At 60.0% G+C, this 26,610-nt stretch carries 21 protein-coding genes; 14 read left to right on the forward strand and 7 right to left on the reverse strand.

Features of this window, described 5'->3' with window-relative positions:
• The first annotated feature begins 24 nt into the window (after window positions 1-24).
• Window positions 25-402, forward strand: coding sequence for a DciA family protein (locus ABEB25_RS17515; protein WP_345737726.1), 378 nt, complete (start codon window positions 25-27; stop codon window positions 400-402).
• Between the two features lie 11 nt (window positions 403-413).
• Window positions 414-1,850 (forward strand): DUF2868 domain-containing protein, encoded by a 1,437-nt coding sequence (locus ABEB25_RS17520; RefSeq protein ID WP_345737727.1) that lies wholly within the window; start codon window positions 414-416, stop codon window positions 1,848-1,850.
• 43 nt (window positions 1,851-1,893) lie between these two features.
• Here the strand turns inward: ABEB25_RS17520 and ABEB25_RS17525 are convergent, their stop codons facing one another.
• From ABEB25_RS17525 to kdsB, 3 genes are all read right to left on the reverse strand, one after another.
• The gene (locus ABEB25_RS17525) at window positions 1,894-4,947 is read right to left on the reverse strand and encodes a PVC-type heme-binding CxxCH protein (protein WP_345737728.1); all 3,054 of its coding nucleotides are present in this window, start codon (window positions 4,945-4,947) and stop codon (window positions 1,894-1,896) included.
• A 156-nt stretch (window positions 4,948-5,103) separates the two neighbouring features.
• Window positions 5,104-6,723, reverse strand: coding sequence for a CTP synthase (pyrG, locus tag ABEB25_RS17530; protein ID WP_345737729.1), 1,620 nt, complete (start codon window positions 6,721-6,723; stop codon window positions 5,104-5,106).
• A 31-nt stretch (window positions 6,724-6,754) separates the two neighbouring features.
• Window positions 6,755-7,513: a 3-deoxy-manno-octulosonate cytidylyltransferase gene (gene kdsB, locus ABEB25_RS17535; RefSeq protein ID WP_345737730.1), complete on the reverse strand. Its 759-nt coding sequence runs from the start codon at window positions 7,511-7,513 to the stop codon at window positions 6,755-6,757.
• Window positions 7,514-8,125: 612 nt separating this feature from the next.
• Here kdsB and ABEB25_RS17540 point away from each other — a divergent pair.
• The gene (locus tag ABEB25_RS17540) at window positions 8,126-9,019 is read left to right on the forward strand and encodes an alpha/beta fold hydrolase (RefSeq protein WP_345737731.1); all 894 of its coding nucleotides are present in this window, start codon (window positions 8,126-8,128) and stop codon (window positions 9,017-9,019) included.
• 186 nt (window positions 9,020-9,205) lie between these two features.
• Window positions 9,206-10,225, forward strand: a complete 1,020-nt coding sequence (locus ABEB25_RS17545) for a lipid A deacylase LpxR family protein (RefSeq protein WP_345737732.1) — start codon at window positions 9,206-9,208, stop codon at window positions 10,223-10,225.
• Between the two features lie 55 nt (window positions 10,226-10,280).
• On the opposite strand, the gene ABEB25_RS17550 is transcribed toward ABEB25_RS17545, so the two are convergent.
• Window positions 10,281-10,733 (reverse strand): hypothetical protein, encoded by a 453-nt coding sequence (locus ABEB25_RS17550; RefSeq protein WP_345737733.1) that lies wholly within the window; start codon window positions 10,731-10,733, stop codon window positions 10,281-10,283.
• Window positions 10,734-10,744: 11 nt separating this feature from the next.
• Window positions 10,745-12,367, reverse strand: a complete 1,623-nt coding sequence (locus ABEB25_RS17555; RefSeq protein ID WP_345737734.1) for an AAA family ATPase — start codon at window positions 12,365-12,367, stop codon at window positions 10,745-10,747.
• Between the two features lie 107 nt (window positions 12,368-12,474).
• Between ABEB25_RS17555 and ABEB25_RS17560 the strand changes: the two genes are divergently transcribed.
• Window positions 12,475-13,674 (forward strand): glycosyltransferase family 4 protein, encoded by a 1,200-nt coding sequence (locus ABEB25_RS17560; protein ID WP_345737735.1) that lies wholly within the window; start codon window positions 12,475-12,477, stop codon window positions 13,672-13,674.
• A 47-nt stretch (window positions 13,675-13,721) separates the two neighbouring features.
• Here the strand turns inward: ABEB25_RS17560 and ABEB25_RS17565 are convergent, their stop codons facing one another.
• Window positions 13,722-14,819: an NHL repeat-containing protein gene (locus tag ABEB25_RS17565; RefSeq protein WP_345737736.1), complete on the reverse strand. Its 1,098-nt coding sequence runs from the start codon at window positions 14,817-14,819 to the stop codon at window positions 13,722-13,724.
• A 175-nt stretch (window positions 14,820-14,994) separates the two neighbouring features.
• Between ABEB25_RS17565 and ABEB25_RS17570 the strand changes: the two genes are divergently transcribed.
• The 6 genes from ABEB25_RS17570 to acpS all read left to right on the forward strand — a co-directional run bounded on the left by ABEB25_RS17570 (window position 14,995) and on the right by acpS (window position 19,483).
• Complete coding sequence (locus tag ABEB25_RS17570; protein ID WP_345737737.1) at window positions 14,995-15,438, forward strand: hypothetical protein; 444 nt, start codon at window positions 14,995-14,997, stop codon at window positions 15,436-15,438.
• Between the two features lie 43 nt (window positions 15,439-15,481).
• Entirely contained in the window at window positions 15,482-16,228 is a 747-nt protein-coding gene (gene fabG / locus ABEB25_RS17575; protein WP_345737738.1) for a 3-oxoacyl-[acyl-carrier-protein] reductase, read from the forward strand.
• Between the two features lie 156 nt (window positions 16,229-16,384).
• Complete coding sequence (gene purH, locus ABEB25_RS17580; RefSeq protein ID WP_345737739.1) at window positions 16,385-17,923, forward strand: bifunctional phosphoribosylaminoimidazolecarboxamide formyltransferase/IMP cyclohydrolase; 1,539 nt, start codon at window positions 16,385-16,387, stop codon at window positions 17,921-17,923.
• Between the two features lie 11 nt (window positions 17,924-17,934).
• Window positions 17,935-18,357, forward strand: coding sequence for a hypothetical protein (locus ABEB25_RS17585; RefSeq protein ID WP_345737740.1), 423 nt, complete (start codon window positions 17,935-17,937; stop codon window positions 18,355-18,357).
• On the forward strand, window positions 18,357-19,112 hold the full coding sequence (locus ABEB25_RS17590; protein WP_345737741.1) for a pyridoxine 5'-phosphate synthase: 756 nt from the start codon (window positions 18,357-18,359) through the stop codon (window positions 19,110-19,112). The genes ABEB25_RS17585 and ABEB25_RS17590 overlap by 1 nt, the downstream gene beginning before the upstream one ends.
• Window positions 19,109-19,483 (forward strand): holo-ACP synthase, encoded by a 375-nt coding sequence (gene acpS, locus ABEB25_RS17595; protein WP_345737742.1) that lies wholly within the window; start codon window positions 19,109-19,111, stop codon window positions 19,481-19,483. The genes ABEB25_RS17590 and acpS overlap by 4 nt, the downstream gene beginning before the upstream one ends.
• Window positions 19,484-19,496: 13 nt before the next feature.
• Here the strand turns inward: acpS and ABEB25_RS17600 are convergent, their stop codons facing one another.
• Window positions 19,497-19,706 (reverse strand): hypothetical protein, encoded by a 210-nt coding sequence (locus tag ABEB25_RS17600; protein ID WP_345737743.1) that lies wholly within the window; start codon window positions 19,704-19,706, stop codon window positions 19,497-19,499.
• 207 nt (window positions 19,707-19,913) lie between these two features.
• On the opposite strand from ABEB25_RS17600, the gene thrH reads away from it, so the two are divergent.
• From thrH to ABEB25_RS17615, 3 genes are all read left to right on the forward strand, one after another.
• On the forward strand, window positions 19,914-20,522 hold the full coding sequence (thrH, locus tag ABEB25_RS17605; RefSeq protein WP_345737744.1) for a bifunctional phosphoserine phosphatase/homoserine phosphotransferase ThrH: 609 nt from the start codon (window positions 19,914-19,916) through the stop codon (window positions 20,520-20,522).
• Window positions 20,523-20,884: 362 nt separating this feature from the next.
• Window positions 20,885-22,195 carry a xylose isomerase gene (gene xylA, locus ABEB25_RS17610; protein WP_345737745.1) on the forward strand — a complete coding sequence of 437 codons (1,311 nt, stop codon included), beginning with the start codon at window positions 20,885-20,887 and terminating at the stop codon, window positions 22,193-22,195.
• 224 nt (window positions 22,196-22,419) lie between these two features.
• Complete coding sequence (locus ABEB25_RS17615) at window positions 22,420-26,610, forward strand: CheR family methyltransferase (protein WP_345737746.1); 4,191 nt, start codon at window positions 22,420-22,422, stop codon at window positions 26,608-26,610.

A 26,610-nucleotide genomic window follows, 5' to 3' on the forward strand; every position in this document is an offset into this window, starting at 1 on the left:
CCACTCCCGCGCATCTTTGGGCGCATGTCCAACCGCCTCCCCACCGCTGCCCAGCGCCGCAGGCACGCCCTGATTTCGGCGTGGCGGGGAATGGATGGCGGTCCCATCCTGGACGTGCCGCTGAAATCCGTCGCCGACCTCATCGGTCCCATTGTCGCCCAGGCTGGCATTGGCGACCGCATGAAGCTCGAGGAAGTGCTCGGCGCATGGAAGGAAATCGTGGGCGACTTTCTGTATCAGCACTCCAGGCCAGACTCCATCCAGCGCGGTGTCCTGATGGTGCGGGTGCTGCAGCCCACTGTCCACCATGCCCTCATGATGGAGCGCCCACGCATTCTGAAACGGCTGAAGGAGACCCTGAAGAACTCCGGCATCAAAGACGTAAGGCTGAAACATGGCTGAACTGAATGCTCATGGACTGGAATGACTGGCAGAGCATCCTGCGCTGGCGCGCTCTGGAGGAAGGAGATCCCGATGGGGCGATCCTTTCCGAAGAACGCCGCCGTCAAGCCACCGCCCGCACCCGGGGTGGGCTGACTTCCGACGGAGTGAATGGCGAGCCCATAAGCTCACGTGAGATCTCCTTTCTGCACAAACGCACCCAGTGGCTGGAGCGTGAAGTCGTCGGCTGGAGCGGATCTCTCGTGCGGGTGATGGAGCGTCTTGTCACCGTGCAGGGCCGCTGGTCCTGGGCTCTTGCTGGCTGGGGCATTGCCTTGGTGGCGGGTTATTTTTTGTCGGGTCTCGGCCAGCAGGCGGAGTTCAACCTCCTCGCCCTGCCCCTCGTCGGCGTTCTCCTGTGGAATGCGGTCATCATGGTGCTGTCCTTGGTTTGGGAGCTCTTGCCCGCTCCGCGTGCCGGGGGTGGCAGCCGTTTTATGGAATGGCTGGCCCAGGTGGTGTCACCCGTGGGCCATGACAGCCCTGCCGAAGGCGAGACCCTCACCGGCCTCACCGTGGACCAGCGTTTTGGCCTGCTGGCCAATGCCCCGGCCATGGAGCGGCTGCAGCGCAGGCTGCGGGCCTGGATGCATCTGGCCGCAGCCCTGCTGGCACTCGGCAGCATCATCGGCCTTTACGCACGCGGCTGGTCTCATGAATACCGGGCCGTGTGGGAAAGCACCCTGCTCTCGGACTCTGGAGCCCAAAAATTCTTTGGCACGCTCTTCGGTCCTGCATCTTCAGCTTTGAAGCTTCAGCTTCCCTTGGAGGCCCTTCCTGCCATGCACCGCACCGGGGGCGTCACCCAGGCCCCGGCACTGGCTTTGCCTTGGATCCATCTGTATGCGGGCACCCTGTTCCTGCTCATCATGCTGCCACGCTTTGGACTGGCAGGGCTGGCCGTCTGGCGGGCCCGTCAGATCTTGCAAAAGCGTGTGCGCAGCCTGGGCTGGCGTTCTTATCTGAAGCGGACCCTACGCTCGGTGGAAGGCGGCCAGGAGGTGATCCACGTGCTCATCCATGCCACGGATGCTACCCCCATGCACCGCGAAGTCTGGGCCAGGGGCGTGCGCGAACGGTTCGGCGCGATGATCGAGCCGGAAATGATTCAAGTGCCCCTGGGTGATGAAGATGACTTTACCGCCGCTTGGAAACCCGCAGGCAGCAAGACCGTGATGATTTTCAACTTGGCCACCACCCCCGAGCAGGAAGTCCAGCGACGCTTTGTCCAGGATGTGAAGCAAGTGCTCTTCCGCCAGCACCGCGAGGCGGAACTCATCGTGCTTCTGGATGCCACCAGTATCGGCAACCGCTGGTCTCCCGACAAGCTGGCCAGCCGTGAGAAGCTGTGGACGGACATGCTGCAAGGCGAGGCCGATGAAATCATCGTCGCCGCCCGCCGCGCCTAACCAATGATGCCGGGCGATCAAATCCCCTGGAGCTTGTCTGACTCTACTCCACCACCATCTCCCCTTTCATCACCAGCCAGTGACCGGGGAAGGTGCAGATGTAGGGGTAACGCCCGGGAGCTGCTGGAGCCTTAAAGCGCAGCGTCTGGCTCTCGTTCTGCATCAGCATCCGGGTCTTCTCCAGAATCTTCGGACTGTCAGGGATGAAGCCTTTGGCCATGCCGTCGGGTAGCTTGGCCATCTCATTGCCCGCCATCCCGACCTCATCGGCAGCACCCGGCTGCACGACTAACAAATTATGCGGAGTGACATCCGGATTTTCGAAGGTCAGTTTCACCGGAGTGCCCGCCTTGACGGTGAACTCACGCACGTCAAAGAGCAGCCGCTCAGGCACAGACTTGATGGTGATGATCTGAAGGCCAGGCTGGGCATCAAAGGGATCAGCTTTCTCGGCCAGCTTCTTCTTGGCCATCACCGCCGGCTTTTTAGGTTCAGAGTCCTTGAGGAAGACGACCAGCTCAGGGTGCTTCGCCATGAACTCGGTATTGCCTTTCCACAGAGGCTGCAGCGTGTGGCTGTCGAGGGATGTCCGCAGGGCATAGGTCAGATAGCTGTCCATCGGATGCTTCAGCAGATCCAATCCTGCTTCGAGGGCCATAGGGGTGCCAATGTAGCTAGCGGCAATGGCAGCCTCCATGCGAACGAGGCCAGATTTGTCGTTGGCCAGACGGGCGAAAAGCTCAGACTGAAGAGTGGCTGCAGGCGCAAAACGAAGAGCTCTGGCAGCAGCAGCCCGGGCCGTTGGTACTGGTTGCTCAGAAAGCTGGACAATGACCTGCCAAGGAAAAGGCTGGACGTGCAGGTGAGGTGAAACCACCCAGAACAGTTCGAGCAGTTGGTGAAGCGGCGGTTCCTTGACATCAGTCACCCTGGGCAAAACTTCGGCCGAGCTTTTTTCCCAAAGCTCCACCTTGGCCCGGTAACGGGTACGGTAGTTTTCGCTCTTCAGCAGGCCGAGCAGATCCGGAATGCTGGTACCGGCGATCTTCGGGGATTCCTCCAGGGGTTGGCCTTTGGCGGTGATGCGCCAGATGCGGCCGCTCTTTTTGTCGCGGCGGGTGTCGCGCAGGGAGTATTGCATGTGGCCTTTGACGGGATTGTACCAGTCGGCCACATACATGGCACCATCGGGCCCCTGCTGGATGTCCACAGGGATGAAGCTGAGGTTGGTGGACTGGAAGACGATGCCGACTTTTTTCTCTTCAAAGTGGGTGTCGTGCTCCACCCATTCATGCAGTTCCACTTCGTTGGTGGGCTTGTAGCGGACGCGCATGAAGTGCTTTTTACGCAGTCCTTCAGGCCAGTGGCTGCTGCTGAGAAACTCCTGGCCGCAGGTGCCGCTGTAAGCGGGAATGTAGCTGCCCGCAGGGACATGGATATCGGGATAAGGCGCATTCAGCGCATGCACGGCACTGGCAAAGACGGGATGGCTGCCGACGTGAAAACCCCAGTCGTCGAAGGTAATGCCCCAGGGGTTCGTGCTCATGTAACCACCAAAGGCCAGCAGCTTGCCTGTGCCGGGGGTGTAGCGGAAGAAGCTGCTATCGCGGGCGCGGACGGGACCATAGGGCGTCTCCACTTGGCTGTGATGGAAGATGCTCTCACGGAAGATGAGGTCGCCCTCGGGGCTCCAGACAAAGTCATGCAGGGAGTGATGGCTATCCTCAGTGCCAAAGCCGGTGAGCAGCTTTTCACGGTGATCGGCCTTGCCATCGCCATCGGTGTCCTTGAGGAACGTCAGGTTAGGCTGGTCGGAGACATAGACGCCACCGTGGCCAAGCTCGAAGCTGAGCGGGATGTGCAGCTTGTCCGCCCAGACGCTGCATTTGTCCGCCTTGCCATCCTGGTTGGTGTCTTCGAGGATGAGGATCTTGTCCTCAGGCTCCTGGCCGGGGAGAATCTGCGGGTAGGTGGTGCTGGTGCTCACCCACAGGCGGCCTTTGGCATCAAAACGCATGGCGATGGGCTTGACGAAATCCGGGAAGTCTTCCTCGCTGGCAAAGCAGGTGACTTCAAAGCGGGGATCAATCTTGAAGGCCTTCAGCTCATCGGCGGCACTCAGCCATTCGTTCACGGGCCGGTCCCCGGTGATGCTGGGCAGAGGCCGGGTGTTGGAGTCATCCACCAGGGCGGAAACCGCTGGGGAGACCGCCTGCTGCCTAACCAACTTTTTACCTGTGGCGATGTCCCATATGAGCTGATCCCGATTGCCGACCATTTGCTTCAGCTTCTCCAATTCACCTGGGAAGTTGACCACACCATAAGGCTCGGCACGACCACCTTTGATGTAGTAGTAGTTCAGCGGGCGATAGTACTGGAAGAACTTGGTCTCCTTTTCCACCACGGCGACACGCAGGCCTTCGTTGAGCGTGGGGGCGGTCTCATCAAACGTGGCGCGGAAAAGGTCTTCGGCGAAAAGGCGATAACCCTGGGCGTTGAGGTGAACGCCATTGATGGTGACCGGGCTTTGAGGCGATGAGGCCAGGAGCACCGCACTCTTTGAGACATCCGCAAAGCCAACGTTCTCCGCCTGCGCCACCTTCTGCATGGCCTTGGCATAGCTTTGGATCTGGCCATTCAGATGCCCGTGTGGTTTCTCTGCCGGGGTGGGGGAAACGAGGACAATGCGCGGGGCCGATGTGCCATTGTAGCGATGGCTTTTCAGTTCGATGAGGAAGGCCTTGAGCAAGGTTTCAAACTCAGCCAGGCCCTTGTCTCCCTTGAAGGATTCATTGAAGCCAAAGGCGGCGAAGATGACATCGGCCTGGTGCTCGGTGAGATGCTGGTTCAAATCGCCAAAAGCATCCGGGCGCGGACGCAAGGCCACCTCATCAGCGCTCCAGGCGAGGTTGCGGACGATGAGATGATGCTGCGGGAAACGCTGATGCAGCAGAGCCTCGAAGCTGCCGTCATCGCGCATGCGGTCGAAGAGCGAATTACCGATGAAGGCGATGCGCGTGCCAGGGGTCAGTTCCAGCGGCAACTGAGCCTGGGCGATGGACAACAGGCAAAGAGTGAGGAGAAGGAAACGGATCATGGCAGAAGGGAAGCAGTCAGGTTTTCCTATCCCCAGGCTGGCCGGGAAACCGGACAAAAGACTTGAGATGAATCTTCCGAGGCTGGGTTGTCGGCTGAATGGAGGAGAAAAGAAAACGGCCATCACCGGGAGGTGATGGCCGCAGAGGCGAGTAAGTTAGCAGAGGGGCTCCGGCGTGCTGTGATGCAGAAGGGCCGCCTTGACGAAGCCGTTGAAGATCGGATGCGGATCGTTCGGCTTGCTGCTGAATTCAGGGTGGAACTGGCAGGCCACAAAGAAGGGATGACCGGGCAGCTCGATGGTCTCAGCAAGTTCGCCCTTCTGGGAGACGCCGCTGATGACAAGGCCGTTGGTCTCAAGCTGTTCCTTGTAGTCATCGTTGACCTCGTAGCGATGGCGATGGCGTTCGCTGATGACTTCTTCCTGATAAAGCTCATGAACCTTGGAGCCCGGAGTGAGCTGGGTGACCCAACTGCCCAGGCGCATGGTGCCGCCGAGCTGCTTCACCTTCTTCTGCTCTTCCATCATGCTGATGACAGGGGCAGCAGTGCCTTTGTCGAACTCGGTGCTGTTGGCATCCTTCAGGCCGCAGACGTTGCGGGCGTACTCGATGACGGCGATCTGCATGCCTAGGCAGATGCCGAAGAAGGGAATGCCAACGCGGCGGGCATAACCCGTGGCGGCGATTTTGCCCTCGGTGCCACGGTCGCCAAAGCCGCCGGGAATGAGGATGCCCTGAAGGCCGTTGAGGTAGATGTCAGGTCCGGCCTTCTCGATGGCTTCAGCGTCCACACGGACGATGTCCACCTTGCAGTCATTGGCCGCACCTGCGTGGGTGAGGGCTTCATAAATGCTTTTGTAGGCATCCTGAAGCTCGATGTATTTGCCGACGACGCCGATGCGGACGTGATGGGTGGGATGAATGACGCGCTGAACGAAATGGCGCCATTTGCTGAGGTCGGGTTGCTCAGTCTGGAGATTGAGCTGCTTGCAGACCACGTCATCCAGACGTTCTTCGTGGAGCTTCAGAGGCACCTCGTAGATGCTGTGTTTCACATCGCGGACTTCGATGACGTCTTCGATCGGGACGTTGCCAAAGAGGGAGATTTTTTCCCGAACGTCCAGTTCCAGGGGGTGCTCCGTACGGCAGAGGATGATGTGCGGGGCAATCCCGATCTCACGCAGCTTGGCGATGGACTGCTGGGTAGGCTTGGTCTTGAGTTCCTGAGCGGCCTTGATGTAAGGAACGAGGGTGGCGTGGATGAAGAGAACATTGCCCTGACCGATCTCATGGCCAAACTGACGGATGGCCTCCAGGAATGGCAGGCCTTCAATGTCGCCGACAGTGCCGCCGATCTCCGTAATGATGACATCCGCCGTCATCTTGGTGGCGACTTCCTTGATGCGCTCCTTGATCTCGTTGGTGACGTGAGGGATGACCTGGACCGTGCGGCCCTGATACTTGCCAGCGCGCTCCTTGGTGAGCACGCTCTGGTAAACCTGACCGCTGGTGAGGTTGTTCAGGCGGGAGAGATTCGTGTGGGTGAAGCGCTCGTAATGCCCGAGGTCGAGGTCGGTTTCAGCGCCGTCATCGAGCACGTACACTTCGCCGTGCTCATAGGGGTTCATCGTGCCCGGGTCGATGTTCAGGTACGGGTCGAACTTCTGCATGATGACCTTGAGGCCACGGAGTTCCAGCAACGTGCCGAGGGCGGACGCGGCCAGACCTTTGCCAAGGGAGCTGACGACGCCTCCGGTGACGAAAATGTATTTCATAGGCTTCTGCGGCAGTGTGTTAGGCATGGTGTCAGAGTGGGGGGGTGGTCAGGAAATGCTGTTCGATGGCGGCGGCCTGCTCGGGAGTGTCAATACCGGGCGAGAGGTCGTCGGTCAGGACGATGCGGAGAGGGACGCCGTTTTCGACGGCGCGGAGCTGCTCCAGAGATTCGGTCTGCTCCAGGCGCGAAGGCGGCCAGGCGACGAACTGGAAGAGGAAGCTGCGCTGGAAGCCGTAGATGCCCAGATGGCGGTAGTGGCGTGCGCCGGCGCTGGCATTGCGCACGTACGGCAAAGGCGAACGCGAGAAGTACAAAGAATCGCCTTTCACGTCGAAGACGACTTTGACCACGTTGGGATCGGTGACGAGGGCCTCATCGTGGATGGGGGCCGCAGCCGTGATCATGCGCACCTGCGGCTCGCGCCGGAGAACGACGGCCAGCTCATCAATGAGGGCCGGGGAGATCAGAGGTTCATCGCCCTGCACATTGATGATGGTGCGGTGATCCGGGAAAGAACGTGCGGCTTCGGCGATGCGGTCGGTCCCGCTGGGATGATCGGGCGAAGTCAGCACGGCTTTGGCACCAAAAGCGGCAGCGGCCTCAGCGATGCGCTCATCGTCCGTAGCGATGATGATGTCATCCACCTCGCGGCAGTCTTGGCAGCGTTCCCATACATGCTGCACCAGCGGCTTTCCGGCGATGAGGTGGAGCATCTTGCCTGGGAATCGGGTGGATCCCCAGCGGGCAGGTATGGCTACGAGTGTGCGTTGATTCTCTGGATCAGACAAGGGTGGTGGCAGGACGGTTCACCTGAGATGGCGCGGAGGTGGGTGGGGTGCAAGGGGAATGACGTTCGTGCAGAATATATGACAGCGGATTTCCGGTTTTCCGAGAGAGCAGAACGGATTCAGACGTGGGGATGGGGACGTTGTAGAAATTTCCCCATTTGGGGATCATTTGATGTAAACGATTGGAAACCAACAGCTTAATATGGGGACAACTTTCCCCATCAAATCCCCATCCGGGTATGGTGGGGAGGTTTGGGGGATGACATTCTGGCCTCGATAAAGCTGAACTGAGATGCGGGCCACGGAGGCAAAGCACACGAGACTCTGGAGGCAGCCACTCGATCTCTTTTTCGGAAATTGAAATTGGGCGCGGCATCGTGACATCGAAGAAAAGTCCCCTGCCCTGTGAATGAGCCGGGCGTCTGATTGCCTGACAATTTCGGGGACGAGGATGGCGGGCGCAAGGGCCAGAGTCCCCCTTTGGAGCTAAGTCGCGAAAAAAGTTGGGGGATGTTGCGGAGGCCCTGGGGGGATAAATCCGCCTCGTTTGTGGGTATGGGATGGCCATCCGGCGGCTGTTTGGGGTAGGATGTCGGTCTTGCTGTGATTGCCATGAACATTCCCCTTCCCTTGACGATGCTGCTGTTGTGGACCCTGACGCTGAGCGGCCATGCTGAAGAGGTAGCCCCCGGCCAAGAGAAGAAGCCGCTGTTTGCGGTGACGGTGACCGGGAGTGGCAGGCCGATGATTCTGATCCCCGGACTGAGCTGCGGAGGCAATGTGTGGGATGGGACGGTGGCTCATTTTAAAGACCGCTATGAGTGCCATGTGGTGACCCTGGCCGGTTTCGCAGGGCAGCCTGCGGCGGGGCGTGAGCCGATGCTGGAGGCAGTGCGTGATGCCCTGGGCCAATACATCCGGGACAAGGGGCTGCAACGTCCCGTCATCGTGGGGCACAGCCTGGGGGCTTTTATGGCCTTCTGGCTTGGAGCGACATTTCAGGAAGAGGTGGGGCCGGTGATTGCTGTGGATGGCGTGCCCTTTTTCCCTGCTTTGCTGAACCCGACAGCCACGCCGGAATCCATGCGCGAGATGGCGAAGGGCATGCGATCCTTGTACAAGACTCAGACGGCCGGGCAGTTCGAGTTTGGGCTGAGGATGACGCTGAGGGGTATGGTGACAGGAGACGCAGATTTTGACAGGATGGCAGAGAGCAGTGCGAAATCGGATACCCAGGCAGTGGGACAGGCTTTGCATGAACTCATGAGCGTGGATCTGCGGCCTCGGGTTTCGGCGATTCGGGTGCCGGTGCTCCTCGTGGCGGCCACAGCAATGGCGACGCCCCCTGAGCAGAAGAAACAGATGGAGGAAAACTACCGGACTCAAGTGGCCAAGATTCCGAATCACCATGTCATTTTTGCCCCCAAGGCTCGGCATTTCATCCAACTGGATGAGCCTGCTTTTTTGTGGGGTGAGATGGAGCGCTTTTTAAAAGCAGCGGAGTGAGCCCAACCCATGCAGTCTGCAACGGGCAAAGTGACCGATGAAGTGCAGACTGCCCTTAGACCTTCAATCAGAAATGAGGTCGGTTTCATGACTGTGACCCGGTGAGGGAAAAGCCCAGGCGACTTCAGCGCGGGGGCACAGTTTGTGCATGCTGGGCAGCGTTACTTTTAAAACCTCATCACTCCCATGAAACCTCTCTTCTGCCTCCTCGCAGCCTGCCTGCTACCCGCTGCCATGCATGCCCAAGATGTGGATCCCAACCGATACGGCACGCTGTCCTTTTACTTTGAAAACGACCTCTTCGGAAATACCGATGCCAACTACACGAATGGAGCCCGCATCGGCTGGACCTCCCCAAACCTGAAGAAGTTTGGTGATGACCCCACCCTGGGGCAGATGGCAGGCTACTTTGACGGCTTCGGCAGTGACACGTATGAACGCAACGTGGCCATCACCCTGGGGCAGAGCATGTTCACCCCGATGGATACCGATGCCAGAACCCTGGTGCAGGATCAGCGGCCTTATGCTGGCTGGCTGTATGTGGGCATGGGACTGATCTGGAAGAATGAGCGTGTCAAAAACTCCCTGGTCTTTAACGTCGGTGTCGTCGGCCCCTGGTCCTATGCGGAAGAGACCCAGCGTCTGGTCCATGAAGCGCGTGATATTGACTACCCGCAAGGCTGGGACAACCAGCTGGGCAACGAGATCGGCGTGAACGTGTCCTATGAACGCATGTGGCGCATCCGCGACCGTCGCGACAGCCATGGCTTTGACTGGGACATCCTTCCTTATGCAGGTGTCACCTTGGGCAACGTGATGACCCATGGCACCATCGGCACCGAAGTGCGGTTTGGTTACAATCTTCCTGATGACTTTGGCACCGGAGCGATCACGGAATCCGCAACCACTCCGACCGCCCTGGAAAACCCTTACACCTCTAAATCATGGGTGAATCGCCTGGGCTTCCACTTCTTCCTCCGGGGTGAAGGCCGCGCCGTGGCCCGCAACATCTTCCTGGATGGTAACACCTTCCGCGATAGCCACTCCGTGGACAAATACCCGCTGGTGGCCGACCTTTCGGCCGGCTTTGCCGTGAACTGGAAGAACACCAAGCTGAGCTACGCCTACACTTACCGCACGCGTGAGTTTCGCGGCCAGGATGAGGGCCAGATCTTTGGCTCCATCACCCTGAGCTTCAATTTCTAAACCTGGACCGGCGCAAGCCTAACCAGAAGCACCGATGGAGGGTGAACCGCAAGGTTCACCCTTCTTTCGTTTCAGCGCCGATGACCACGGGCGCTTCCGATGTGGAGGTCACGGTAGCTTTGCCCGCATCTGCCACCATGACGGCGACCAGACAGGCCACCCATGCGGCCATGAGACCGCTGAAGGGCTCAAACAAAACGCCCATCCAAGCCAGGGTGACGGTGAGGCTGATGGTGAGGTAGGTGAGGCCGCAGAGGAAGGCAAACTTCTGCCAGAGCGCCCGCATCTCCAGTCCTGCCCAGGCACAGATGAAGGCCAGGGCAGTGTAGTAGCCGTACTGGAGCAAGAGGCTGCTTTTCAGCCCATCCTCTGGCAACACCAGCAGACGTGGGAGCTGCCCGCCCAGCCAGGCAGAAAGCTCCGGGAAAAGACCAAACTGATACATGGCCAGCACTGGCACGCAGACCAGGATGCCAATGAACATGAGGGTGACTCGATTACGATCCATAGAGAGAGGGGTCAGGGGGTGGGAGATTCAGCCTGACGATAGGAATCCACAACGAGGTCGCTGAGGAATTTGTCCGGTTGCTCCACCGATTCGCGGTTGATGTGAAAGGCCTTTTGCCCCGTGCTGCGGGAGACGAGCTGGAGGCCAAAGGGATAGTCTTTAAAGAGGCGAGTGCAGAGTTCTTCCACGGCGCAGCCTTCCCGCTCGGCCCGCTGGACGAGGGCGCGCACGGCCCCGGCATCGAAGACCAGCTCCAGCCCATGGGCGGTGGCAAACTGGGAGGCAAAACGGTGGACGACCTCCGCACGCACATCCGTGCTGAAGCTCTGGGCATCCAGGCGGCAGCGTTCCAAAGCCTTGGCCGGATCTGCGACGAGTGAACCGTCCACAATGAGGTCCGGCAGGCCGAGGCTGGGGAGCTCAAACTTAAAGTCGCGCAGGACTTTCTCCCAGGCGGTGACGAGGCCACGAGCCCCGGTTTTCTCATCGGCGGCGCGCTCGGCAACGGCACGGAGGGCATCGTCCTCAAAGACGGTGCGGACGCCATAGGCATGAAATTCACGCTCGTATTGGCGGATGAGGCTGCCCTCGCTGTTCTTCATGATCTGGAAGAGATCATCCGCCTTCAGCGAATCGCAAAACACGCGCACGGGGAGACGTCCGATGAATTCGGCCTCGAACCCATAGTCGATGAAATCCTTGGTGCGGGCTTCGCGGAGAAGCTCCTCCGACTGGGGCCGGGCGGCCACGACGGCACCAAAGCCGATGGCGGATTTGGCCTGTCGTTTTTCGATGATCTTTTCCAGGCCTGAGAAGGCACCGCTGACGATGAAGAGGATGTTGCGAGTGTTCACCACCTCGCGGCCTGTGCGGCCTTTGCGGGTATCAAACATCATCTGCATCTGGCTGCGCATGTCGTTAGGCGCATAGAGGGCGACTTCCGTCTCTTCCATGAGCTTCAGCAACGCAGTCTGCACCCCACGGCCGCTGACATCGCGACCGATGCGGCCTTCACCGCCAGTGGCCAGCTTGTCGATTTCATCCAGGTAGATGATGCCGTGCTGGGCCAGCTCGACATTGCCGTTGGCTTTGGCGACGAGATCGCGCACGAGGTCATCCACATCCGCACCCACGTAGCCCGTCTCGCTGAACTTGGTGGCATCGGCCTTGACGAAGGGCACGCCGATGAGATCGGCGATGTGTTTCACCAGGTAGGTTTTGCCCACACCGGTGGGACCTGTGATGAGGACGTTTTGCTTGGTGAACTCGAGCTGAGAGGCAGACTTCTGCTTTTTGTGCTCACGCAGCATGCGGGCGTGGTTGTAGTGATCGCAGACGGCGGTGGAGAGGACTTTTTTGGCCTCATCCTGGCGGATCACAAAGCGGTCGAGGTAGGCTTTGATGTCAGCCGGCTTGTAACGGAAATCATAAGCGGCCGTAGGCTCCTCCTCCACAGGCGGTCCCTCTGGGGGGGCCTCGTCCGGGGTGCCGCTGCGCAGGCCAGGCTCCACCCTGGAAAACACCACCTGGCCGCCGAGGCTGTTTTTGATGAAGTCTTCCAGCTTCCGGGTGATCTCATCGGGAGACGGAGTGGGTTTGGAGGGATTCGGAGGGTCCTGGGGGGTATCACTCATGGATGGGTGAATTGTTCCCGATTCACCGGCAGAAGACAATGGCTTATTAGACATTCCCGTTGGTCGTGGCGCAGTCTGTGCGATGGTGCTGCTGTCTCCCTACGTCCATGTCCCTTTCGATCCTAAATGTCTTCAACCGTTACCGATCCTTCGGGGGCGAGGAGTATTCGGTGGAAAGAATTCGTGAGCATCTGAGGCAACGGCATGAGGTTTCCACCTGTTCCTTCGACAGCAAGGAGTGGACGCCACCGGGCGCACCGGGAAAAATCGCGCAGGCGGGAAAGCTGTTTTATCATCCCGAAGGGAAAAGGCGGTTTGAGGCGGCGGTAGATGCAGCCCAGCCGGATGTGGCCGTTTTTCACAACATTTACCCGGTGGGATCGCCAGCGCTTTATCACAGTGCGCTGAAGCGCAAGCTGCCGGTCGTGCAGTTTTTGCATAACTACCGACCCTTTTCCGTGGGCGGCAGCCTGTATTCGCGAGGCCGGATTCTTTCAGATCCGCTGCATGGCCGCTACGGCACGGAGGTGTGGGAGGGCGCGTGGATGGGATCCGTCACGCGCAGTGCGCTGATGGCGGTGCTTTTAAAGCTGCTGCACCGGAGCGGCTGGCTGGACAGCGTGAAGACGTGGATCGCCATTTCTGACTTCATGCGGGAACGGCTGATCGCCGCCGGGGCGGTGCATCCAGAACGCATCGTGACGCTGCGCCATGCCTGGGATGCAATGCCGCAGGCCCCAGAGAAGGTGGACGCGGGATACTACCTCTTTCTGGGTCGGCTCATTGAAGAAAAGGGTCTGCCGATGCTGCTGAAAACCTGGGATGCGCTGCACAATCAACTGGGCAAAAACACGCCTCGTCTGCACATCGCCGGGGAGGGGCCGCTGGCAGGACTGGTGGCCCAGCATGCGCGGGGGAACCCCTTCATCTGCGCCCTGGGAACGGTGGGCGGAGAGACGAAAAAGGACCAGTTGCTACGCTGCCGGGCGGTGGTCATCCCCTCTGTCTGGTGGGAACCGCTGGGCCTAGTGACCTATGAGGCCTACGATTACGCCAAACCTGTGCTGGCCGCGCGATCCGGCGGACTAGGGGAGACCGTTCTGTCTGGCAACACCGGCTTTCTGCATGAGCCCGGAGATGTGGACGGACTGACGCAGGATGTGCTGAACCTGGAAGCCATGAGCCCCACCCAGCGTGCGGCGCTGGGCAGCAGCGGCAGGCATTGGCTGCGCCAGGAAACGGCCCCCACGGTGTGGCTGCGCCGATTTGACCAGATTGTGAATCCGCTGGTGGCCAAAGGGAGCTGAAACCCGATGGCCAGCGCCCCCAGCCTAACCAAGAGCGCAACAACACATCAGATCTTCTCCAGCCGGATCGGGTAGGTCTGGAAGGCGTTCCACTGACAGACGATGAGGTCTCCACCCTCCAGCACACAGACGTCGTGACCGTGGTCAATCACCGGCTGGGCCTGCGTGAGGGGTTTGAGCAGCCCGTTTTCATAGGCAGGCTCCGTGCCGCCCGGGGCGCTGATGACCTTGCCCTCAGCATCGAGAATGACCGTGAAACCAGAGGGATTCTGGGGCAGCTTGCTGCGCACCGGATCCAGGGACCAGCAGACGCCCGCATAAAGCTCCTGCCCAGAGATGACCGGGCGGCAGACCTTGCAGCCGGGCACCGGTAGGGTTTCGAGATACTTGCCCTCCAGCGTGAAGCGGCGGAAGCAATGGTCCGCGCGTGAGGTCACCAGCACGGTGGCCTGATCCGCACCTTTGCGAGTATCAATCTCAATGCCGTGAGCATTGTTCAGTCGCTCCTGCTCGGGCACGCCGTCCTTACCACCGAAGCGCGAGATGAACTTGCCACGATGGTCGTAACGCAACACATAGTTAGACCCGTAACCGTCCACCACATAGATGTCGCCATTCGGAGCCACAGCGGTTTCAGTGGGGTTGAAAAACATGTCCGGTTCATAGGCCCCCACGCTCATGGGATGGCTGAGGCTGAAGATCTCCCGGCCGGCCAGGTCGATTTTGGTGACACGTCCTGTTTGGCGGTAACCGCCACCGCCGCTTTTCCAGAGGCCGCTATCGGTGACAAAAAGGAATTCCTCGCCATTTTCGCGGGCGAGGCTGAGGCCGTGGCCGCCTGGCCAGACGCTGCCCCAGGATTCCATGATGGTGCCATCTGGCTTGAAGACCAGTATTTGGTTATCCCAATGATCGCCGATCATGAAAAGGCGACCGTCTTTCACCTGGACCATTTCGTGGCAGTTCAGGATGGGGTGATGCCTCCCCTGCCCTGGGGCCACCCAGTCCTTGTTCACCTTGTAGCGATGGTTGCCGTGACCGATCACCACATCCTTTTTGGGATCTGGTGCCGCACGCAGAGTCTGGGTGAAAGTGGCAGCAGCAGCGGTGGTGAGTCCGGCGAGAAAGTGGCGGCGTGTGTTCATGAGTTGTGGCTCTTTTTACTGAGTCTGCCTGGGCTTGGGAATGATCTTCTTATGTCCATTTCGACTGTCTGGCTGGAATCAGGTAGGCTATTTTGGAATAGGCAACGGTGCGGGATGCGCTACAACGCGGTAAACACGCCCCACTCCACAGCAGTGACTGAACCACCTGTTTCCTATGAACGATCCATCCACCGGCCGACCCGCAGCCCCCTTCCCCCTGCCGCCGCCATCCTTCTTGACGCCGAAAGCTGAGAAACTGCTGCCAAAGATTGAAAAAGCGGGAGTCAAAGCAGCCCTGAAGGCGGGGCATGTGCTGAGCCGTGACGAACTGCTGGAGGTGAAGGTGCAGTTGCTGCCCGCCCTTTATCGCTGGGGCCTGGGCGGCATTTCTGCGGCCAGCGCCTACGGCAGTTATTCGGGGTTCATGGCGGATAGCGCCAGCCGGGGCCTGGGGATGGCGGCGCTTTCGCTGCTGTTCTTTTTCTTCGCCATCGTCGGCGTTCGCCGCACCCTGGGCCGGATCCTGGAAAGCATGGACGGGGTGGATGCAGGCGAACTGCTGGGCCTGGCGCTGGAGGGCATCGGCTCCGTGATCGGCGGTCTGTTCGACGGTGTCTAAAGGTCCGCGCTTGCCAGGAGGCGCGGCTTGGCCATGATGGCGCATGGGTAAACTCCAAGACAAAGTCGCAGTCGTCACCGGTGCCGGACGTGGCATCGGCAAAGCCATCGCTGAAAAATTCGCTTCTGAAGGAGCGAAGGTGGCCATCATCAGCCGTACCGAAGCCAACTCCCAGGCCGCCGCCGAGGCCATCAATGCCAAATATCCGGGAGCCGCCAAAGGCTATGCCGTGGATGTGGCCAACGGACCTGACGTGGCCGAACTGGGCAAGATCATCCTGGCCGATTTCGACCATGTGGACATCTTGGTGAACAATGCTGGCGTCACCAAAGACGGCCTGCTTCTGCGCATGAGCGAGGAAGACTGGGACTTTGTGCTGGATACCAACCTGAAGGGCGCCTTCAACATGGTGAAGGCCTTTCAGCGCAGCATCCTGAAGCAAAAAGGTGCCCGCATCATCAATGTCGCCTCGGTCATCGGCCTCATCGGCAATGCCGGCCAGGCCAACTATGCCGCCTCCAAGGCAGGCCTCATCGGCTTCACCAAATCCCTCGCCCGCGAATTCGCCGGGCGTGGCGTGACGGCCAATGTCATCGCACCGGGTTTCATCGCCACGGACATGACGGGCGTGCTGGATGAAAAAGTGAAGGCCGCCGTGCTGGAAAAAATCCCGCTGGCCGACTTCGGCCAGGCTGAGGACATCGCCGCTGCCGCCACCTTCCTGGCCAGCGCCGAAGCCCGCTACATCACGGGCCAGGTTTTGGCCGTAGATGGTGGCATGGTCATGTAACCAGGACGCGCTAGAAAATCTCTTTAACCTTCATGGGGAGCCTGGGTCATCCAGGCTCCCTTTTTGATATGGCAGTGCCTGAATCATCCAATATTCGCCATTGCCCGCGCCCGCTTTCCCCCTTTACTCCACTCTCCCGAAACACAACCTGTCCACATGCCCATCGCCCGCGCCCTCCTTTCCGTCTCCGACAAAACCGGTCTCCTCGACTTTGCCAAAGGTCTGGCAGAGCTCGGCATTGAAATCCTTTCGACCGGCGGCACGGCAAAGCACCTGAAAGAAGCCGGCCTGACGGTGATTGACGTCTCGGAGCACACGGGTTTCCCGGAAATGTTCGATGGCCGTGTAAAAACGCTGCACCCCAAGGTCCACGGCGGCCTGCTGCAGCGCCGCGACAATGACGAGGACAAAAAGAACGCGACCAAGCACAACATCCCGGTCATTGACCTCGTGGCCATCAATCTCTACCCCTTTGAGCAGACCGTCGCCAAGAAGGACGTGACGCTGGAGGAGGCCATCGAGAACATTGACATCGGCGGCCCCTCCATGCTGCGTAGCGCGGCGAAAAACCACCGCTGGGTGACCGTCATCTCGGATCCGGCGGACTACGCCATCGTCCTGGCGGAACTGAAGGAAAACAAAGGCGAGACCACCCTGGCCACCCGCGAGCGCCTGGCCTGCAAAGTCTTCCAGCGCACCTCCAGCTACGATGCCGCCATCGCCAGCTTCCTGAACAAGGAGCAGGTGACGCAGAAGACTTTCTCCCTCAGCCTGCCCCTGCACAGCGAGCTGCGCTACGGCGACAACCCGCACCAGAAGTCTGCCCTCTATGGCAACTTCAGCGACTACTTTGTGAAGCTGCATGGCAAAGAACTGAGCTACACCAACATCCTGGACATTCACGGTGCCGCCGCGCTCATCCATGAATTCCGCCGCCCGACGGTCGCCATTCTGAAGCACACCAATCCCTGCGGCATCGGCTGTGCGGATGAAGATCTGCGTGAAGCCTGGGCCAAGGCCTTTGAAACCGACAAGCAGGCCCCCTTCGGCGGCGTCATTGTCATCAATCGCAGCATGACTGTGGGCCTGGCCCGCATCATCTCGGAAATCTTCACGGACATCATCATTGCCCCGGACTTCGATGCGGACGCCCGCGCGCTGCTGCAGAAGAAGAAAAACCTGCGCCTCATCCAGATGCTGCCGGAAGTCACCAAGACCTTCAGCGACCCGATCATCCGCAGCGCCCCCGGCGGCGTCCTCGTCATGGACAGCGATCCACGCGCCCTCGGCCTGGAAGACCTGGAAAACAAGGTCAAGACCCAGCGCCCGCCGACGCGCGAAGAGCTGGAAGCCATGCGCTTCGCTTGGCGCGTGGTGAAGCACGTGAAGTCAAACGCCATCGTCTTCGCCACCCATGACCGTACCCTGGGTATCGGTGCTGGCCAAATGAGCCGTGTGGACTCCTGCCGCATTGCCATTTGGAAGGCCAAAGAAGCCGGCCTGTCCCTCGCAGGCAGCGTCGTCGCCAGCGATGCCATGTTCCCCTTTGCCGACGGCCTCATCGCCTGCGCCGAAGCCGGAGCCACCGCCGCCATCCAGCCCGGCGGCAGCATGCGCGATGAAGAAGTCATCGCCGCTGCCGATGAGCGCAAGATGGCCATGGTCTTCACAGGCCATCGTCACTTCCTGCATTGATACTCCCTCCTATGGCCATCTTTGGCATCCTCTTCCTCGGTGTCGCCCTCGTTCTCATCGGCGTGGGTATCGCCCTCGGACTGGCTGCCATCGTGGCCGCAGCGGGATTGATCAGCCTGGGCGTACTCTCCTCGTCCGTCTTGATCGGCCTCCGCACAGGCCGTACGGAATCTGGTATCCGCGCCCTTTTCATCCAGTGCGGGGTTCTCGCTGGCATCCCTGCCGGGGCCATCTGCGCCTGGGCCCTGAAGCACTTTTCAGAACAGATCGGTGATGGCTGGGTGGTGCCTGCCTATGGGGCACTGGGCGGCGCGCTGGCAGGGCTTTGCCTGGCCCTGATCATGGATGCCATCTCTCGCCGCACCCATGCCTGGGCCTCCCGCCAACTGGCCAAAACCAACCTCCTTTCCTCCGACATCCAACGTCCCCTTTGATGAATTCCTCCCTCCTTCTCGGCGTCAATATTGACCACGTGGCCACCCTCCGTCAGGCCCGCTACCGCACCATGCTGGGCGCGCACAATGTAGAGCCCAGCATCCTCGAAGCCGCCCATCTTGCCGAGGCCTCCGGGGCCAGCTCCATCACCGTGCACCTGCGTGCCGACCGCCGCCACATCGTGGATGCGGACATCTACCTGCTGCGCAAAGAAATCGGCACCAAGATGAATCTCGAGATGGGCAATACGGCCGAGATCTTGGGCATCGCCCTGGAGGTAAAGCCGGACTTTGTCTGCATGGTTCCCGAAAACCGCGAAGAGGTGACAACCGAAGGCGGCCTGGATGTGGTGGGCCAAAAGGAGGCCCTGCGCAGCAGCGTAGGCCAGTTGGAAGCCAATGGCACCCGCGTCAGCATGTTCATTGATCCAGATCTGGACCAAGTCCGCGCCTCCGCCGAAATCGGGGCCAGCATGATCGAGCTGCACACTGGCACCTTTGCCAATGAACAAGGTGAAAAACGGGAGCACGAAACCGCCCGTCTCAAGGCCGCCGCCGAGCTGGGCCACAGCCTGGGACTGCAAATCAATGCCGGCCATGGCCTCACCACCAAAAACCTGGCCGATCTCTTCAGCGTGCCTCATCTGGCAGAGCTGAACATCGGCCACAGCATCGTGGCTCGGTCCGTGTTTGTCGGGCTAAGGCAGGCCATCGCCGAATTCATCGCCATCATGGCCCACTACCCACGCGCATGATCGGCCTGGGCATAGACTTGGTGGAGGTGTCGCGCATCCGGGATCTCCTCATCAAACATGGGGACCGCTTCAAGGAGCGTACCTTCACCGCAGGCGAGATCGCTTACTGCGATGCCTGCGCAGACCCTGCCATGCATTACGCGGCCCGCTTTGCTGCCAAAGAAGCAGCGGCCAAAGCCATCGGCACCGGCCTCTGGGCTGAAGGCGTGGACTGGAAAAATTTCGAGATCACCCGCGAAGCATCAGGCAGACCCGTGCTGCTTTTGCACGGGGGTGCTCAAAAACATGCCGAGGCCCAGGGGGTCACCCGGGTTCTGGTCTCCCTCACCCACACGCGGGATCTCGCGCAGGCGCAGGTCTCTCTCGCTTGAACCGTTAGCCGACTCAAAACGCCATGCCCCACTGCATGGGCGTGGGGGTACGGTCTTGATCGCGCGGAGGCATGTGTCGAAAATCTTTAGGAGTCGGGCGAAGGTTGGTATCGCCATGCATGAGGTAACCCAGGGAGCCTGCGGAGTGAACCTGACTGCAACTGGTGCCCGAAATGAGCAGGGCGACCGACGCAGCCAGCAGGCTGCAAGAATAGAATGTCATTCGATAGTTGGGGGGTAATGAAGGGTGCTCAAATAGAGTGAGGCGACCCAAAGCAGGGTTAAAAACGAAACCACCAGCCCATAACTTACGCGGCGGCGTGCCATTTGGCCCTATCGAAAACCCCAAATGCCCCTCAATCGCCCCTCCCTACTTTCAGCATCCGGCCGCTGGACAGTGGCCCCAACCCATGACACAGAAAAGCCGCCCATGAAAAAACAGACCATCGTCACCCTCGATCTCGAAGGCGTACTCGTGCCGGAAATTTGGATCGCCTTTGCCGAAAAAACCGGCATTGCCGAACTGCGCCGCACCACCCGTGACGAACCCGACTACGATGTGCTGATGAAGGGCCGCCTAGCCATTCTGGACCAGCATGGGCTGAAGCTGGGAGATATCCAGGACGTCATCGGCACCCTCTCCCCCATGGAAGGCGCCAAGGCCTTTCTGGATGAGCTGCGCTCCCTGACCCAGGTCATCATCCTCAGCGACACCTTCGAAGAATTCGCCCATCCGCTGATGCGTCAGCTCGGCTGGCCCACCATTTTCTGCCACTACCTGGAAACTGACAGCACCGGCCGCATCACCGACTACAAGCTGCGTCAGTCTAACCAAAAGCAAAAAGCCGTCGCAGCCTTCAAGACCCTGAACTACCACATTCTGGCAGCGGGAGATTCCTTCAACGACACCACCATGCTGGGCGAAGCCCACAAAGGATTCTTCTTCCATGCACCGGAAAGCATCCAGGCCCAGTTCCCCCAGTTCCAGGCCTTCGACCGCTATGAGGACCTCCTCACCGCCCTCAAAGCCGAGCTGTAAAACCCACCCCAGGACAGGTAGGTCACATCCACACCACTTCGCGTCACAAGAAGTCGCAGTGCCGACCCTCGGCTGTAAAATGCGTCGAAAATGACATAGAATCCCGATGCACTTGGCCTGTTAGCTGCTGAATAAGTCCCTGAAGCGCGAGCTTCACCACAACGAGCTGGACTGTCACTTCATGGTTGGGGACAGTTCGGTCACTTAAGGCCCGGAGGGATTTTGGTTGGGTCCCTCCGGGCCGCTTTTTTTCAGGAAGATGTGGGGCTTCCGCGAGCACTGCAAAATGCCCCCGCGATTCAGCCCGCCAACGAACAGGCTTGACGCTTTCGCGCCTAACGTATCCAATGGCCGCCCATACCATGAGCGAAGCTTTTCCAGACATTCCGAAAATCCAGTACGAGGGCCCCAAGTCACGCAACCCGCTTTCCTTCAAGCATTACAATGCCGATGAAGTCGTGGCCGGGAAAAAAATGCGCGAGCATTTCCGTTTCGGCGTCGCCTACTGGCATGCCATGCGCAACAGCCTGGCAGATCCCTTCGGCGCAGGCACCGCCCAGCGCCCTTGGGATGACGGCACCAACTCAATCTCCAATGCCCAGCGCCGCGTCTGGGCCTGCTTTGAGTTCATGGACAAGCTGGGCGTGGACTATTACTGCTTCCACGACCGCGACGTGGCCCCCGAGGGCGAAACCCTGGCCGAAAGCAATGCCAACCTGGATGCCGTCGCCGATGAGCTGGAGAAGGCTCAGAATGCCACCGGCAAAAAGCTGCTCTGGGGCACCGCCTGCCTCTTTGCCCATCCCCGATACAACCAAGGTGCCGCCACCAGCCCGAATGCGCAGGTCTATGCCTATGCCGCCGCACAGGTGAAAAAGGCCATCGAAGTCACCCACCGCCTGGGCGGTGAAGGCTACACCTTCTGGGGCGGCCGTGAAGGTTATGCCTCGCTGTTGAACACCGACATGAAGCGCGAGCTGGATCACCTCGCCCGCTTCCTGCACATGGCCGTGGACTACAAGAAAAAGATTGGTTTCAAAGGCCCCTTCTACATCGAGCCGAAGCCGCGTGAGCCCTCCACCCACCAGTATGACTCCGATGCCGCAGCCTGCCTGAACTTCCTCCGCGAGCACAATCTCATGGAGCACTTCAAGCTGAACCTGGAGACCAACCACGCCACCCTCGCCGGCCACAGCATGTGGCATGAGATGGAGGTGGCCGTGGCCGCCGGGGCCCTCGGTTCTGTGGATGCCAACACGGGCGATGAGCTCATCGGCTGGGATACCGACCAGTTCCCTACCGACATCTACCTCACCACCCAGATGATGCTCGTCATGCTGAAGAGCGGCGGCTTCACCACCGGCGGTCTGAACTTCGATGCCAAAGTGCGCCGCGAATCCTTCGAACCCGTGGACCTCTTCCACGCCCACATCGGCGGCATGGATGCGTTTGCGCGCGGCCTCAAAATCGCCTCGGCCATCATTGAAGACGGTCGTCTGGATGCCTTCCGCAAAGCCCGCTACAGCACCTTCGATGCCGGCATCGGCGCCAAGGTGGAAGCCGGCACCACCAACTTTGAAGAACTCGAAGCCTACACCCTGGAAAACGGCGAGCCTCTCATCGGCTCTGGCCGCCAGGAGATGCTGGAAAACCTGATCAACGAATACATTTGAGCCCAGGGCTTTGGCCCGTGATGACTTCAGGGAAGGCAGGTCGAAAGGCCTGCCTTCTTTGTTTCCAGCCAATCAGCTCACCCTGCCTAACAATAGATTTATTTACCTCGCAGCACACCCTCTGCGCTGTAAGATGGTGTACTTTGATTAAAAAAGCCGCGCCGAAAGCCTCGACACGCAAACCGCGGCTTAAAAAGGGCACCGGCGTTGTAAAACTGCATTCATTGCCCGCCAAGGCATTCCCCATCGTCGGCGTGGGTGCCTCCGCAGGCGGGCTGGAGGCCTTTCAGGATCTGCTGAAACACCTGCCTGCCGATACTGGCATGGGCTTTGTCCTGGTGCAGCACCTGGACCCCCAGCATGAAAGCGCGCTGGCCCATCTACTGAGACGCAGCACCACCATGCCGCTGCATGAGGTCACGCAGGGCCTGCGGGTGGAGCCTAACAACATTTACATCATTCCGCCCAATGTACTCATGGCCATCTCCGGCGGGGTGCTGACTCTCACCCCGCGCGGCAAAGTCCGGGGGCCGGCGCGCTCCATTGACTGCTTTTTTGAAGCCCTGGCCCATGACCAGCGGGAAAATGCCATCGGCGTCGTGCTTTCCGGCACCGCCATGGATGGCACCCTGGGACTGGAAACTATCAAGACAGAGGGAGGGCTGACGTTTGCCCAAGACGGCTCCGCCAAATACGCCTCCATGCCCCGCAGCGCCATCGCCGCTGGTTTTGTGGACTTTATACTGTCGCCCGAAGCCATTGCAGGGGAGCTGGCGCGCATTGCCAGGCATCCCTTCGTTCGGGATTCATCCGCCATGCTGCCGCTGTCCCAGGCCCGGCCCCTTCCGGCGGAGGCCGAACGCGAGAGCGATCAGAGCCAGACCCCAAACACTCCCCTCGCATCCGGCGGGCATGGCACGCCGCGCACCGATTCCCGACGCGCCAAAACAGAGGCCGCCCAGCCTGCTGAGACCGACGGCCAGGACGATTTCCGGAATGTCCTGCTGCTGCTCCGCAACCACTGCGGCGTTGATTTTGCCCTCTACAAATCCAGCACCATCCAGCGGCGGGTGACACGGCGGCTGGTGCTCAACCGCCACGAGACGCTAGCGGAATATTCCGTCTTTCTGAAGGGCAATGCCAAGGAGCTGGATGCTCTTTACTCGGACGTGCTCATCAGCGTCACCAGCTTCTTCCGCAATCCGGAAGCCTTTGAGGTTCTCCGGCACAAGATTTTCCCCAAGCTCCTGGCCCAGGCCCGGCGCGACGGGCCGCTGCGCATTTGGGTGCTGGGTTGCTCCACCGGCCAGGAGGCCTACTCGCTGGCCATGACCTTTGCCGAGGCGGCCGCCGAAGCTCCCCACCCGCAGAAGCTCCAGATCTTCGCCACAGACCTCAATGAGGCACTGCTGGACAAGGCACGCGCCGGCCTCTACGCCAAATCACTGGCCCAAGACATCACGCCCGAGCGGCTGGAGCGCTTTTTCACCGAGGAAGAAGGCGGCTATCGCGTGAACAAGACTCTGCGGGAACAGGTCGTGTTTGCCCGGCAGAATGTCATGAGCGACCCGCCTTTCTCGCGCATGGACCTCATCACCTGCCGGAACTTGCTCATCTACTTTGAGCCTGAACTGCAGAAAAAGATCTTCCCGGCCTTTCATTATGCCTTGAAGCCAGGCGGCTATCTTTTTCTGGGTGCCAGCGAGTCCATCGGTCAGTTCACGGACCTCTTCACCCCGGCTGACAAAAAGCAGAAGATCTTCTCCCGCAAAGCCGCCCCCACCCCTGCCTTCCACGCACCGGCACCTAAAGGCCGCCCCGTCCAGCGCCTCCCCGGCATGCGGGCGATCGCAGACGAACATGACCTCCCCCATGCCATGCGCGGGGAATTCAACGCGCAGCGCGAGGCAGACCGCATCACCGTGAGCCTCTTTGCTCCACCGGGGGTGCTCATCAATGCCGATGGTCAGATCCTGCAATTTCGCGGAGCCACAGGCGCCTTCCTGGAGCCGCCAACAGGCAAAGCCAGCTTTGACCTGCTAAAGATGACCCCTGAGGGCCTCACGCTGCCCCTGCGCGCAGCCATCCAAAAAGCCAAGCGCGAAAACAAAACCGTCTGCCGCGAAAACGTGCAGATGCGCAAAAATGGTCACTTGCGTGTGCTCACCCTGCGGGTCATCCCGCTCCGGAATCTGAAGGAGCCCTGCCTGCTAGTGCTGTTTGAAGATGCTGAAAACAAGCTTCATTCACCCGGGTCTCTCAACCTGCCTTCCGCCCCCACAGGCAAACGCGAGGTGGCCAGCCGCATCGCCATCCTGGAACAGGAACTGGCGGAGACACGCGACTACCTGCTGTCCATTCAGGAGCAAAATGAATCCGTCAATGATGACCTCCAGGCCTCCAGCGAAGAGCTACAGAGCGCCAATGAAGAGCTGCAAAGCATCAACGAGGAACTGGAAACCTCCAAGGAAGAGCTGGAGTCCACCAATGAGGAACTGACCACGATCAATGAAGAAATGGTCACCCGGGATGTGGAACAGAGCCGCCTGAATGCGGACCTGAACAACCTGCAGGTGAGCATTCACACCGCCATCCTGCTGCTGGGCAGCGACCTCGCCATCCGCCGTTTTTCCCCTCCGGCCGAAAAGATCTTCAACCTGATGAGCGCCGATCTGGGACGAAACTTTGGCGGTGTACGGCACAATCTTCTCATCCCCGGTCTTTATGACATGATGGTGGATGTCATGCAGACCCTCGACCCTCAGGAGCATGAGGTGCAGGACAAGGAGGGCCTCTGGTACTCCTTGCATGTGCGGCCTTACCTCACGCTGGATAACAAAATAGATGGCGTGGTGCTGGTGCTCAATGACATCAACGACCTCAAACGCCATCAGCAGCAGATCGCCGCCGCGCGCGATTACGCCGAAGCCATCCTGCGCACCTTGCCCGTGCCCTTTCTGGTCCTGCGCTCCGACTTGCGGGTGGACTCGGCCAGCGATGTTTTCTATCAGGCCTTCGATGTCCTTCCATCTGAAAGCGAAGGCCGGCTGATCTATGAACTGGGCAACCGGCAGTGGGACATTCCGGACCTACGCAAGCTGCTGGAAGACATCCTCCCACAGAAGGTCTATTTCAATGGTTACGAGGTCACCCACGAGTTCGAAACCCTGGGCCGCCGCACCATGCTGCTGAATGCGCGCCAGCTCGACAGCGCCGATGGCACGCCCGACCGCATCGTGCTGGCCATCGAGGACATCACCAACCGCACCCAGGCCGAAAAATCCCTGCGCAGGGCCATGGCAGAGATCGAGCGTTCATCCCGTGCCAAGGATGATTTCCTCGCAGCCCTCAGCCATGAATTGCGCACGCCTTTGACGCCCGTGCTCATGATCGCCGCCGCATTGGAGAGCGATACCACCCTTTCCTCCGATCTCCGTGGCCAGCTCGGAATGATACGCCGGAATGTGGAGTTGGAAGCCCGCCTCATTGACGATCTGCTGGACCTCACCCGCATCAGCCACGGCAAGTTGCAAATCTCTCCCGTGGTCTCAGACATCCACCTGCTGCTGGACCACACCGATGAAATCGTCCGCAGCGATGGCCTCGGCAAGCAGGTGCGCATCCGCTTCGTGCTGGAGGCAGCGCAGCACCATGTCATGGCGGATCCGGCACGCCTGCAGCAGGTCTTTTGGAACCTCATCAAAAACGCCCTCAAGTTCACCCCCACAGGCGGCACCATCACGGTCAGCACCCGCTCGGACGAAAGCGGGGCCATCTTCGTCTCCGTGGCCGATACGGGCATTGGCATCGCCAGCGACTCGCTCACCCGGATCTTCACGGCCTTTGAGCAGATTGAAGCCACCGGCTCCCATCACTTTGGAGGGCTGGGACTTGGCCTGGCCATTTCCAAAGCCATCGTGTACGCCCATGGCGGCGAGATCTACGCCGAGAGCAAAGGTGAGGGCCATGGGGCCACCTTCTCCGTGGAGCTGAAGTCGGTGGAGGCCCCCTTGCCACTCCCGGTCAAACAGAACCTGCACGGTGAGCCCGACCATACCTTGCGCCTTCTCGTCGTGGAGGATCACCAGGCCACTCTGGCCGTGCTTTCGCGCCTCCTCACCCGCCGCGGCCACCAGGTCACCACCGCGACCAATTCGCGCGATGCGCTGGCTGCCTTTGCCCTGGCCAACTTTGATGCGGTGATTACGGATCTCGGCCTGCCGGATGGCAGCGGGCTGGATCTGATGCGTGAGATCCAGCGCCAGCGTCCCGTCCCCGGCATCGCGCTCAGCGGTTACGGCATGGAGGAAGACTTCCGCCAGACCAAGCAGGCCGGCTTCTTTGCCCATTTGGTCAAACCTGTGAACCTGGACCAACTGCGCCTGCTCTTAAACCAGCTCCCGCGCGGGCTCTGA

Source organism: Prosthecobacter algae (genome assembly GCF_039542385.1).
GTDB lineage: Bacteria > Verrucomicrobiota > Verrucomicrobiia > Verrucomicrobiales > Verrucomicrobiaceae > Prosthecobacter > Prosthecobacter algae.